11 protein-coding genes are annotated in these 12,604 nt (G+C 68.8%); 9 read left to right on the top strand and 2 right to left on the bottom strand.

Features of this window, described 5'->3' with window-relative positions:
* Window positions 1-74 precede the first annotated feature (74 nt).
* From ET475_RS10115 to ET475_RS10130, 4 genes are read left to right on the top strand one after another with little or no spacing between them, the layout of a single operon-like run.
* A complete protein-coding gene (locus ET475_RS10115) occupies window positions 75-1,322 on the top strand; it encodes a CaiB/BaiF CoA transferase family protein (protein WP_129389433.1) in 1,248 nt (415 codons plus the stop codon).
* Complete coding sequence (locus tag ET475_RS10120; protein WP_129389435.1) at window positions 1,319-2,359, top strand: 2-hydroxyacyl-CoA dehydratase family protein; 1,041 nt, start codon at window positions 1,319-1,321, stop codon at window positions 2,357-2,359. Before ET475_RS10115 ends, ET475_RS10120 begins: the two co-directional genes overlap by 4 nt.
* Complete coding sequence (locus ET475_RS10125; RefSeq protein ID WP_129389438.1) at window positions 2,356-3,606, top strand: 2-hydroxyacyl-CoA dehydratase family protein; 1,251 nt, start codon at window positions 2,356-2,358, stop codon at window positions 3,604-3,606. Before ET475_RS10120 ends, ET475_RS10125 begins: the two co-directional genes overlap by 4 nt.
* Before the next feature lie 4 nt (window positions 3,607-3,610).
* Window positions 3,611-4,813 carry an MFS transporter gene (locus ET475_RS10130; RefSeq protein WP_129389441.1) on the top strand — a complete coding sequence of 401 codons (1,203 nt, stop codon included), beginning with the start codon at window positions 3,611-3,613 and terminating at the stop codon, window positions 4,811-4,813.
* Between the two features lies 1 nt (window position 4,814).
* Here the strand turns inward: ET475_RS10130 and ET475_RS10135 are convergent, their stop codons facing one another.
* On the bottom strand, window positions 4,815-5,354 hold the full coding sequence (locus tag ET475_RS10135) for a MarR family winged helix-turn-helix transcriptional regulator (RefSeq protein WP_129389444.1): 540 nt from the start codon (window positions 5,352-5,354) through the stop codon (window positions 4,815-4,817).
* A gap of 89 nt (window positions 5,355-5,443) precedes the next feature.
* Window positions 5,444-6,307, bottom strand: coding sequence for an NAD-dependent epimerase/dehydratase family protein (locus ET475_RS10140; protein WP_129389447.1), 864 nt, complete (start codon window positions 6,305-6,307; stop codon window positions 5,444-5,446).
* 94 nt (window positions 6,308-6,401) lie between these two features.
* On the opposite strand from ET475_RS10140, the gene ET475_RS10145 reads away from it, so the two are divergent.
* From ET475_RS10145 to ET475_RS10165, 5 genes are all read left to right on the top strand, one after another.
* Window positions 6,402-7,106, top strand: a complete 705-nt coding sequence (locus tag ET475_RS10145) for an L-ribulose-5-phosphate 4-epimerase (protein ID WP_242497595.1) — start codon at window positions 6,402-6,404, stop codon at window positions 7,104-7,106.
* Complete coding sequence (locus ET475_RS10150; RefSeq protein ID WP_129389453.1) at window positions 7,103-8,692, top strand: xylulokinase; 1,590 nt, start codon at window positions 7,103-7,105, stop codon at window positions 8,690-8,692. The genes ET475_RS10145 and ET475_RS10150 overlap by 4 nt, the downstream gene beginning before the upstream one ends.
* Window positions 8,689-10,191 (top strand): L-arabinose isomerase, encoded by a 1,503-nt coding sequence (gene araA / locus ET475_RS10155; RefSeq protein ID WP_129389457.1) that lies wholly within the window; start codon window positions 8,689-8,691, stop codon window positions 10,189-10,191. Before ET475_RS10150 ends, araA begins: the two co-directional genes overlap by 4 nt.
* 121 nt (window positions 10,192-10,312) lie before the next feature.
* Window positions 10,313-11,356 (top strand): NAD(P)H-dependent flavin oxidoreductase, encoded by a 1,044-nt coding sequence (locus tag ET475_RS10160; protein ID WP_129389460.1) that lies wholly within the window; start codon window positions 10,313-10,315, stop codon window positions 11,354-11,356.
* Between the two features lie 84 nt (window positions 11,357-11,440).
* A complete protein-coding gene (locus tag ET475_RS10165) occupies window positions 11,441-12,604 on the top strand; it encodes an AI-2E family transporter (protein WP_129389463.1) in 1,164 nt (387 codons plus the stop codon).

Consider the following 12,604-nt stretch of genomic DNA (forward strand, 5'->3'; position numbering starts at 1 on the left):
CCTGACGCGATGCAGGAACCGCAATCGCCTTCGACGCCGTGGGGGCTGTCGATCGGCTTGGAAGGAGCAACAGCATGAGCGAGAACAAGGGACCACTTCAGGGGAAGGTCATCCTCGACCTGACGACGGCGCTGGCCGGCCCTTACGCGACGCTCCTGCTGGCCGGCTTGGGCGCGCGGGTGATCAAGATCGAGAATCCCACTCGCGGCGGTGACTCATCGCGGAACAACTCGCCGTACGTGACGGCGGACGGCCTGAGCGTCCGGCGGTCGGATCCTCGCGATATGTCGGTGTCGATGATGGTGCGCGGCCGCAACAAGGAGAGCATGACGCTCAATCTCAAGCATCCTGCCAGTCGCGACATCTTCCTCGACCTGGCGCGTCAGGCCGACATCATCGTCGAGAACTACAGTGCCGGCGTCACGAAGCGACTGGGAATCGACTACGACGCCGTTCGCTCCGTCAATTCGAAGCTGATCTACACCTCGATCAGCGGATTCGGTGCGCAAGGGGTCTCCGTCGGCGATGGAAAGGCCATGGACACCATCATCCAGGCGCTCAGCGGCGTCATGATGACGGCGGGCGAGCCCGGCGACCCGCCCGTGCGGTTCGGGCTGCCCGTCGGCGATCTCGTCGCGCCGATGTTCGCGGTGATCGGCACCCTCGCCGCCGTCATCCACGCCGACGAGACAGGGGAAGGACAGCATGTCGACGTCTCGATGCTCGGAAGCCTCACCTCGCTCGTCGCGTGCGAGCCGTTCGATGCATTGGAATCGGTCGGGATCCCGCTGCGCACGGGCGCGTATGTGCCCCGGCTCGCGCCGTTCGGCACCTTCCGCTCGGCCGATGGCTGGTTCGCCATCTGCGCGCCCACGGATTCTTTCGCCGACGGCGCTCTGCGCGCCATCGACCGCGCAGATCTCGCCGGCGACGCCAAGTACGCCTCGCGGGACGCGCGCGTGCACAACGCCGACGAACTGCACGATCTGATCGCGCAGTGGGCCGCCTCCAGGCCGATGGACGAGGTGCTGCACACCTTCGAGGCCCATGGCGTGCCCGTCGCGCCGGTGCGTGACACCGCAGACGCCGTGCGGGACGAGCTCGTGCTCCAGCGCCACGAGGTGGTGCCGATCGTCCACCCGCAATTCGGCCACATCGACGGACTCTACGGCAGCGGGCTGCCCGTGACCTTCTCGCGCAGTGGCGCTGATCTCTCCCAACCCGCACCGGCGTTGGGCGAGCACACCGACACCGTCCTGGCTGAGATGCTCGGGCTCGAGGCGCCGGCGATCGACCGCCTGCGCACGGACGGTGTGCTGTGACGACGACCATCGGGATCGTCGGCAACGATGTGCCGCGTCAGCTCGTGATGGCGGCCGATGCCGTTCCCCAGCGCCTCACCGGAACATGGGACGGTCGGCTCGATGCGCGGGCATCCGCGTTGCTCGGCGCCGTGGATCCGGTGGTCACCGGCATCCTGACCGAAATACTGGAGGGGTGCCATGACGACCTCGCCGGTCTCGTGGTGTGCAACGACGCACAGGCGCATCTGCGTCTGTTCTACGTGCTGCGGATGCTGCGTGGCGAGGGACTTCCGCCGGTCCACCTGCTCGACCTGCCTCGCCTCGACAGCCCCGCAGCCCGCCGCTTCGCCGCGCATCAGTTGACGGCCCTGTCGGAGTTCTGCGCCGGGCTGTCGGGGACATCGCCCACGGCCTCCCGTCTGCGAGCCGCGGCTGCGGCCGAGTCGCAGGTGGGAGCGGCGCTGGTCCGGTTGCGTGCCCGTCGCCGCGCGGCGTCGGCCGTGCCCGGCGCCGACGCGCTCTCGGCGATCATCGCCGCCGGCGCATTGCCGGTGACGGATGCCGTGGCCGCCCTCGACGCCGTGGTCGATCCCGCGCCCTCCCAGTTGGTGCGCGTGCACGTGACGGGAAGCTCGCATCCGGATCCAACGATGTATGCCGCGCTGGAGGCGCACGGACTCGTCGTGGTCAGCGATGACCACTCCACTGGCGACCAGGCGTGGATCGGCGAGTCCGTCGATTCCGGCGAGCTCGATGACGTCTGCGAGGGACTCGTCGAACTGCACTTCGCGCGGACAGCGGATTCGGCCGGCGCATCGATAGCGGCGCGCGCCGCGCTTACGCGTGCGAGCGCACAGGCCGGCGGCGCACGATTCGCCCTTTCACTGATCCGCGAAGACGAGGAAGCCCCCGCCTGGGACTTCGCGGCCGTCAGCGACGAGCTCGCAACCGCCGGCATCCCCGCACTGTCGCGGCGATGGATCCGCCGCGGGCAGTCGACGACGGTGGCTGCCGAGGTTGCGGCAAAGATCCTTGACGAACGGATCGCGTCATGAGCGCCGCCAGGCTCGCCAGCGCGGTCGCGGCGACGTCGTACCAGCGCGAGTGGTTCCAACGACTGCGAGAGCGGGCCGCCGGCGGAGCGCCCACGGCCTTCGTCAACGCGGATGCTCCGCACGAGGTCTTCCGCGCGCTCGACATACCGTACGTCGTCAACCAGTGGTGGGCGTCGGTGATCGCCGCGAAGCGCACGGGGCCTGCGGCGCTGTCGCAGTTGACGGCGCACGGCCTGCCAGATGACAGTCGCCAGTACGACGCGCTGGCACTGGGGGCGCAAGAGCTCGATGAGGCTCGTGCGCCGTGGGGCGGGCTGCCCTCGCCCACCTTCGCGGTGTCGGAGCGCAGCGGTGATGTCAGTCACAAGATCTTCGAGCTGTGGGGCCGGCGGGCGGGGACCGAGACCTTCCTCCTCAATCGCACAGCGGCCGTCCCCGCACCCGACGGGTGGTGGGATCTCGTTCCGGAACGCTGGGAGGAGGTCTTCGGCGCAGAGCGTATCGACCTGCTCGAGGCGGAGATCCGTCAGCTCATCGGGGTGCTGGAGGATCGCACCGGACGGACGCTGGAACACGAGGCCCTCGTCGAGGTCATGGCGCTGGCGAACGAACAGGCGGAGTGGAACCAGCGCACCCGCGCACTCATCGCCACGGCCCGGCCCACTCCGATAGCCGTGACGGACTCCATCCCCAGTGTGATGGTCCCGCAGTGGCACCGCGGCACGCCGTGGGCGGTGGAGGCGGCTCGGCGCCTTCACGACGAGGTCGCAGAGCGGATCGAGGGTGGCGTCGCCGTGCACGCCGGTGAACGTCGCCGTCTGATGTGGATCGGGCGCGGGCTGTGGTCGGATCTGGAGATGTATCGGTCGTTCCAGGACGAGTTCGGCGCCGTCTTCGTCTGGTCAATGTACCTCGCCATCGCCGCGGATGGGTATCTGCGTCGCGGCGTCGACCCGGTGCGCACACTGGCCGCACGGTTCGTCGGACTCACGGATCTACTGTACGTGCCGCCGATGTCGTCGAGCTGGTATGTGAAGGAGGCCCTCTCGCACGGTATCGACGGTGTCGTGCATCTTGTCGCCGACGACACCCCGGGCGCCGCGTTCATTAGCGAGGCACTTGAGGACCAGAACATCCCGGTTCTCGAGATCGTGGCGAACAACGCCGACTCACGCTCGACCGAGCGTGCTCGCGTGCACGAGCGGATCGCAGAGTTCATCCGCTCCCGCGTCCCCGCCCGCGACTGAGGGCATGACGCGTCTGAGTGCGCTCACCCCGTTCGGCAACGCGCGTTTCACTCTCTACTTCACCGGCCAGGTTGTGTCAAACACCGGCACTTGGTTTCAGAACCTCGCGCTCTCGCTCGTGGTGCTGGAAGCCACGGGAAGCGCACAGTCGCTCAGCGGCGTGACAGTAGCGCAGTTCCTGCCCCTCCTGCTGCTCGGCGTGCCGGCCGGGCGACTGGCCGACCGGCTGCGGCCGCGAACCATCCTGCTGTTCACCTCGACACTGTCGGCCGTGGTGGTCTGCGGGCTGGCTGCCATCGTCTCGTCGGCCCAGCCGGCGATCTGGGCCGTGCTCGCCCTCGTGTTCGCGCTTGGTACCGTCAACACCTTCGACCGGGTGGCCGCTCAGGCCATCATCTTCGAGATCGTCGGAACGAGCGGGCTGTCGCGTGCGGTGTCGATCAGTACGATAGCGCTCGCCGCGGCGCGTTCCATCGGCCCGGGGCTGGCAGGAATAGCCTTCGCAGTTCTCGGACCGGCGGTGTGCATGCTGCTGAATGCGGCATCCTTCGTCATCGTCTTCATGCTGATTCTGCTCATCCGGCCCCGAATCCTGCACCCGCGACCGGTCGTGGATCGCCAGGACAGGACGGGAGTGCGGGCCATGCTGCGGCATCGGTCGCTGGTCACGCTGCTGGTGGTCAACTCGACCGTCGCGCTTCTCGCCCTAAATCTCATGCTGGTGCTCACCTCGACGGTCACGTTGACATACCGCGCGGACGCCACGAGCGTCGGCGCCGTGCACGCCTTGAATGCGCTGGGCGCTATCGTCGGCGGCGTGCTCGCAGCAGTGCCGCCGACAGCGTCGGTGCGCTCTCTCGCAGTGGGGTGCCTCGTGCTCGGCGGAGCGCTGGGCGTCAGCGCCGCAGCCCCGACGCTGGCGGTCTTCCTGGTGCTCGGCCCGGTCCTCGGGCTTGGCGTCGGGCTCTATCAAGGCCTGCTCAACGCCAGTGCGCAAGCGAGTGTGCCGCCGGAGCAGCTGGGGCGGACGATGTCGCTCGTGACGGTCGGCAACTACGGTGTCGCCCCGATCGGCGCGGTCGTCATGGGAGCTGTGATCGATGCGACGTCTGGCCGTGTCGCGCTGGCAATCGGCGGATGTGCGGCATTGTGCATGGCCGTCTTCGTGTGGGTGCGCACCCGGGCGCGGGCGACTGTGACGGAGTGAGTCAGGATGCCGAGAGCCGGTTGCCGTGCGCCGGACGGCGCCGCAGCGCCACCGCCTCGGCTTCGGCGTCGGCATCGCCGAAATATCCGCCCGCGAGCGCCTCGGCCGCGCGAGTGAGCACCTCAGAGAGCGTCTGACCCTCTCCTGCCGACTCTATAGCGTCTGACAACCGCGCTTCGCGCTCGACGAGATCCCGCGTGCAGATTGACAGGGCGTCCCACCCGGCGTCGGTCAGCCGGACCAGGCGTACTCGTCTGTTGGTGGGGTGCTCGGTCTTCTCGATGAGCCCGGCGCGCAGCATCTCCTCGGAGACCACGTGGGCAGCCTGCGAACTGACGAAGGTACGACGCGCGACCTGCGCGTTCGAGAGCGGGAGACCCTCGCCCAGCACCTGCAGAATGAGGAACTGCGGCATGGTGATGCCCAGTGACAGGGCCGTGTTCTCCGCGGCGCGGTTCAGGGCCCGCGCGAGCCGGTAGGTGGTGTAGTTGAGGCGGTCGGTCGCCGGAGCTCCTCGTGGGTCGCGCGCACTCTCATCCACGATTTCCACCCTACCGTTGACCACTGTGGCCCCTTCCCGTTGGCCTCAAGAACATCAAACAGCTTGATGCTCGCAGGCGGGTCCGCACCTCAGACGACGGGCGCGCGGCCCACCTCGTCGCGCCACGAGAACCGAGGCTCGTACCCGAGCAGGCGTCGCGCCTTCTCGATGGACAGCAGAGTGTCGTGCTCGCCGATCGGCTCGTGCCGCGGCACGTCGGGGAACACCTGACGCAGCAGTTCGTCGTTCGTCCGCGACATGACGGTGTCGGCGGCGGCGACGATGAACTGGTCGAAGCCCGGTCGCGCCTTCTCGAGCGCGCAGTGCACGGCCTGGGCGCCGTCGCGCGCATCGACGTAGCCCCACAGGTTCCACTTGCGCAGCAGCGGGTCATCGTCGAACGCGGGGAAGGCGGCATAGTCTTCGGGCCACATGACGTTTGAGAACCGCAGCGCCGTGATGGACAGTTCGGGATGCCAGCGCACGAGCTCGGTCGCCATTCGCTCTTCGAGCACCTTGACCAGCGAGTACACCGATTCGGGGCGCGGCGGGTACTCCTCATCGACGGGCACATACGGCGGCGGAACGTCGAACGGCAGCCCGAGCACGGTCTCGCTCGAGGCGTACACGATGCGCCGGATGCCGAGCCGCGACGCCGCCCAGAACGCGTTGAAGGTCGCCGTGATGTTGTTGTGGAACGTCGCGACGTCGCTGCGGATGCCCGGCGCGGGGATCGCGGCCAGATGCACGAGGGCGTCGACGCCGTCATGCTGGTCGTTCACGGCGGTCAAGGCGTCGACGACCTGCCCGTAGTCGGTGAGTTCGACCTGGACGAATCCGGGGCCGCGCACTCCTGCGGCATCCAACCCGGTGACCTCATGACCGGCCGCGCGCAGCTCGCGCGCAACGACCGAACCGAGCTTTCCTGACGAACCCGTCACGGCGATACGCATATGCTCAGCCTTCCACGTCTCACGCGCGCCCCGCGATGGCAAAAGCGCGCTGTGACCGGTAACATAATGCGAAGTCGACCCGATGGAGGCAATGGTGACAGACATCGACGAGGCCATCGCACAGGTGCGCGCCGACGTGGCGCGGTTGCACGGCGAACTCGTGAGGTACGGGCTGGTCGTGTGGACCGGCGGCAATGTGTCGGGGCGGGTTCCCGGCGCCGATCTGTTCGTCATCAAGCCCTCGGGCGTCTCATATGACGATCTCGCGCCCGAGAACATGATCCTCTGCGATCTGGACGGCAATGTGGTTCCGGGCTCTGCCGGCAGCGACCGCAGCCCGTCCAGCGACACGGCCGCGCACGCCTACGTCTACCGGAACATGCCCGAGGTGGGCGGGGTCGTGCACACGCACTCGACTTATGCCGTCGCCTGGGCGGCGCGCGGCGAAGAGATCCCGTGCGTCATCACGGCGATGGCCGACGAGTTCGGCGGGCCGATCCCGGTCGGACCGTTCGCGATCATCGGTGACGATTCGATCGGCCGCGGCATCGTGCAGACCTTGCGGGGGCACCGCTCGCGCGCCGTGCTCATGCAGAACCACGGCCCCTTCACGATCGGGGCGAGTGCGAAGGACGCCGTCAAGGCAGCCGTCATGCTCGAAGACGTCGCCCGCACGGTGCACATCGCCCGCGCCGGCGGCGAGATCCTGCCCATCCCTCAGGCGGCCATCGACAGTCTGTATGACCGGTACCAGAACGTGTACGGGCAGAGCTCCGACGAGCGGCGGAGCGGCGCATGAGCGCCGAGGCGATCGCCGCCGGCCGGGCAGTGCTCGGAATCGAGCTGGGCTCGACCCGCATCAAGGCGTGCCTGGTGGGCGACGACGTCAACGACATCCTCGCCACTGGGGCGCACGAGTGGGAGAACTCCTACGTCGACGGTTGCTGGACCTACGGGCTTGACGAAGTGTGGGCAGGGTTGGAGGCGGCCTTCGCCGACCTGTCCGCGCAGGTGCGTGAGCGCTACGAGGTGCCGCTTGAGCGGGTCGGGGCGATCGGCGTCTCGGCGATGATGCACGGCTATCTCGCCTTCGGCGCCGACGATGCGCCGCTCGTGCCGTTCCGCACCTGGCGCAACACATCCACCGGCCGCGCCGCCGCCGAGCTGACCGAACTGTTCGGGCAGAACATCCCCCTGCGGTGGTCGATCGCCCACCTGCACCAGGCAGTGCTCGACGACGAGCCGCACGTGCGCGACGTGCGTTTTCTCACGACCCTCGCCGGGTACGTGCACTGGCGACTCACCGGTCGGCGGGTGCTGGGAGTGGGGGATGCCTCGGGCATGTTCCCGATCGATCCGAGAACCGGTGACTACGATGCCGCGCTGCTGGCGCGATACGACGATCGCGTCGAAGGCATTCCGCCGCTGCGCGAGCTACTGCCCGAAGTGCTCACCGCGGGTGATGCGGCCGGAGCGCTCACGCCCGACGGTGCCGCGCTGCTCGACCCGTCAGGCATGCTGCAGCCGGGGGCGCTGTTGTGCCCGCCGGAAGGGGATGCCGGAACCGGCATGGTCGCCACGAACGCCGTCGCTCCCCGCACCGGGAACGTCAGCGCCGGCACCAGCATCTTCGCAATGGTCGTGCTTGAGCATGCCCTTGCCGACGTGCACCACGAGATCGACCTGGTCACCACCCCCGCCGGCGACCCGGTCGCGATGGTGCACTGCAACAACGGCGCCAGCGAACTGGCGGCGTGGGCCGGCCTGTTCGAGCGGTTCGCCGCGGCATCCGGGCACCCTGTCCACGCCGATGCGGTGTTCGATGTGCTCTTCCGCGAAGCTCTCGACGGTGACGCCGACGCGGGCGGGCTTCTCGCCTACAACCACCTCGCCGGCGAGCCGATCGCCGGCACCGATGCCGGCCGGCCGCTCTTCGTGCGAACCCCCGACAGTGCGTTCACGCTGGCGAACCTCATGCGCGCCCAGATCTACGGCGTGTTCGGCACCCTGGCGCTGGGCATGCGCATCCTTGCCGACGAGCATGTCGCCCTCGAGACGATGTATGCCCACGGCGGAATGTTCCGCACGGCCGGGGTCGCTCAGCGGTTTCTCGCGGCCGCGCTGAACGCGCCCGTCGCGGTGGGCCAGACGGCGTCGGAGGGCGGGGCGTGGGGCATCGCCTTGCTCGCGGCGTTCTGCGCTGAGGCATCCACTCTCGACCTGACCAGTTACCTGCGCGATAGCGTCTTCGCATCGGCGGCGGTGGATGTCGCCACCCCCGATCCGGCCGACGTCGCCGGGTTCTCCGCATACCTCGACCGCTATCGCGCGGGGCTCGCCGTCGAGCGCGCCGCCGTCGCCGCCATCTCGGAAGGAAAACCATGACCCTGAACACCACACTCGACGGCTACGAGGTCTGGTTCGTCACCGGCAGTCAGACTCTCTACGGCGACGAAACGCTGCGCCAGGTCGCCGCGCAGTCGCAGCAGGTCGTCGAGGGCCTGGGCACGCTGCCCGTGAAGGTGGTCTACAAGAGCGTGCTCACCGATCCCGACGGCATTCGTCGCCTGGCGCTGGAGGCGAATGCGCGTGACGAGGTCATCGGCCTGATCGCGTGGATGCACACCTTCAGCCCCGCCAAGATGTGGATCGCCGGACTCGACGCGCTGCGCAAGCCGTTGCTGCACCTGCACACCCAGGCCAACGTCGAGCTGCCGTGGAACGACATCGACTTCGACTTCATGAACCTGAATCAGGCAGCCCACGGCGACCGCGAGTTCGGCTACATCCAGACCCGGCTGGGCGTGCCGCGCAAGACCGTCGTCGGCCACGTCTCGAACCCGATCGTGCGGCGGCAGATCGAGCAGTGGCAGCGGGCGGCGGCCGGGCTCGCGGCATCCCGCACCCTCAAACTCGCGCGCTTCGGCGACAATATGCGCCATGTGGCCGTGACCGAGGGCGACAAGACCGAGGTGCAGCTGCGGCTCGGCGTGCAGGTGAACACCTGGGGTGTCAATGAGCTGGCAGCGGCAGTAACTCAGTCTGCCGACGCCGACATCGACGCGCTGGTCGCCGAATACCTGGATCTGTACGAGGTTCAGACTGAATTGTTGCGCGGCGGTGAGCGCCACCAGTCGCTGCGCGACGGCGCGGCCATCGAGCTCGGGCTGCGCTCGTTTCTCGAACAGGGCGGGTTCGGCGCGTTCACCACCTCGTTCGAAGACCTCGGCGCACTCACGCAGCTGCCGGGCCTGGGCGTGCAGCGGCTCATGGCCGAGGGCTATGGATTCGGCGCGGAAGGTGACTGGAAGACCGCCATCTTGATCCGCATCGCCAACGTGATGGGCGCGGGGTTGCCCGGCGGCGCCTCGCTCATGGAGGACTACACCTACGACCTCCTGCCCGGCGACGAGAAGATCCTCGGGGCGCACATGCTCGAGGTCTCGCCGTCGCTGACCACCGCCACCCCGCGACTCGAAGTGCACCCGTTGGGCATCGGCGGCAAGGACGACCCGGTGCGCCTGGTGTTCACCGCCGACCCGGGCCCGGCCGTCGTCGTGGCCCTCAGCGACATGCGCGACCGGTTCCGCCTGGTCGCCAACGTCGTCGAGAACGTGTCGGCGCCCGATCTGCCCAAGCTGCCGGTCGGTCGCGCGGTGTGGAAGCCGCAACCCGACTTCACCACCTCGGCGACGTGCTGGCTGACCGCCGGTGCTGCGCACCACACCGTCATGACCACCGCGGTGGGTATCGACGTGTGGCGCGACTTCGCCGAGATGGCACAGATCGAACTGCTGGTCATCGACGAAGACACCACCGTGCGCGGCTTTCAGCGCGAGGTGCGCTGGAACCAGGCCTATTACCGGCTCGCACAGGGCCTGTAGGCCACCCCGGGCGTTCAGCACTCAGCTGATCCGTGCGCACCGGGGCAAGGAAGCCTTTTCTCGAGCAGATCGTACGAATTCAGCTGAGTTTTGAGCGCCACCACGGCGGTAGCGTCGAGTCATGACTCTGCGCGACGCGCTCGGCATCGAGCATCCCATCGTCCTCGGTCCGTTCGGGGGACTCTCGTCCATCGAACTGGTCGCCGCGGTGAGCGACGCGGGCGGCCTGGGTTCGTACGGCCTGTACGGATACGCACCCGAGCGCATCCGCGAGACGATCGCCGCCCTGCGCCAGGCCACCGACCGGCCGTTCGCGGTGAATCTGTGGCTGCCCACCGGCGACGAGGTCACGCCGGACGACATCGATCTCACTGCGGCTTCCACCGCGGCAGCACCGCTGTTCGACGAGCTCGGTGTGCCTGTTCCGGCCCCGCCACGGCGCTTCCTTCCCGATCCCGACGAGCAGCTGCAGGCCGTGCTCGAGGGGGCGCCCGCCGTGCTCAGCGTGGTGTACGGCGTGCCGTCGGCCGCACTCGTCACCGCAGCGCACGAGCGCGGCATCCGGATCACCGGAACGGTCACGACCGTCGCCGAAGCGCGGGCGATGGATGCCGCGGGCGTCGACGCCATCGTCGCCAGCGGTGCCGAGGCTGCCGGGCATCGCGTGTCGTTCCTCGTACCGGCCGAGCAGTCGCTGGTGGGTACCTTCGCCCTGGTGCCGCAGGTGGCCGATGCCGTCTCGGTGCCGGTCATCGCCGCCGGGGGCATCGCCGACCGGCGGGGAGTGGCGGCCGCGTTCGCCCTGGGAGCATCGGGCGTGCAGGTGGGCACCGCGTTCCTGCGCACGCGCCAGTCCGCGGCATCCGACGCCCACCGCCAGGCCATCGCCGCATCGACCGACACGACCACCGTGCTCACGCGTGCCATGAGCGGGCGGCTGAGCCGCGGCATCCCGAATCGCGCGGTCCGCACGCTCGAAGCCGCCGACGCCACGGCGCCCTTCCCCGCGCAGAACTGGCTCACCGGCCAGTTCCGTGCCGAGGCGGGCAAACGCGGCCTGGGGGAGTACCAGTCGCTGTGGGCGGGGCAGTCGGCGGCGCTGGCGACCCGCGACGACGCAGGCGACGTGTTCGCCGAGCTTCTGGCAGGCATCCCGCGGGGGTGAGGGTGCCTGGCCGCGCGGGCAGCTGCGGCGCGTAAGATCCCTGCACGCCGGGTGCAGCGCCCGGCGTGAGCCGAGGGGGATCTCATGGCATCAGCAATCGTCCGTCGGGAACGGCACCCAGAGCATGACAGCGCTGTGCCGCACCGGGTGCGTGCCGCCTCGGAATGGTCATGGCGACTGCTGGCGATCGCCGCGGCGGCCGGGGTGGCGATCTATCTCGTCATCACCTTTCACGAGATCGTCGTCCCCCTGCTGGTGGCCGTGCTCGTCTCAGCGCTGCTGAGCCCTCTGATCAGGGTGTTGACCTCTCATGGCTGGCCGCATTGGCTCGCGATCATGCTCGGTCTGATCGCCGTGGTGGTCGCGCTGGGCGGGTTGACGCTGCTGATCATCTGGCAGGTGCGCGCGGGCCTTCCGGCGCTGCGCACGGAATGGACGGCGGCGTACGACCGGCTGCGTGAGGCGCTGCGCCAGCCGCCCTTGAGCATCTCTGACACGCAGCTCGACGGCTATCTGAAGAGCCTCGGTGCCTGGGTGCAAAAAGACAGCAGCGCGCTGGTCGGGGGCGCCCTCGAGGTCGGATCGGCAGCCGGTCACGTGCTCACCGGTGCGCTCATCGCGCTGTTCGCCACGATCTTCATGCTCATCGACGGTCGAGGAATCTGGTCATGGATCGTGCGACTGTTCCCGAAGAACGGTCGGCCGGGCATGATCCGCGCCGGCCGTGCCGGCTGGATCACGTTGACCAGTTTCGTGCGGGTGCAGATACTCGTCGCGCTCGTCAATGCGGTCGGCATCGGCCTGGTCGCGTTCTTCCTCGGACTGCCGCTGGCTGTGCCCATCGCCGTCATCGTGCTGCTCGCCTCGTTCATCCCCGTGATCGGGGCCATCGTCAGTGGCATCATCGCTGTCGCGATAGCACTCGTGTTCGCCGGCCCGCTGCCGGCGATCATCATGCTCGCCGGAGTGCTGGGCGTGCACCTGCTCGAGGCGCATGTGATGCAGCCGCTGCTGATCGGCGGCGCCGTCAAGGTGCACCCGATCGCCGTCGTGGTGGCTGTCGCCGCCGGAACCGGCATCGCCGGGGTGCCGGGTGCGCTGTTCGCCGTTCCGCTGGTGGCGGTGGCGAACTCGATGATCACGGCGATGCTGCGAAGCGACGCGGGCGCGGCGGCGGCGGCAACCGCCCGTCCGAGCAGGGCCGAACGCCGCGCCGCGCGCGAGGCGCGCCGCCAGTCGAGCGTGTAG

The organism is Microbacterium protaetiae (assembly GCF_004135285.1).
Lineage (GTDB): Bacteria > Actinomycetota > Actinomycetes > Actinomycetales > Microbacteriaceae > Microbacterium > Microbacterium protaetiae.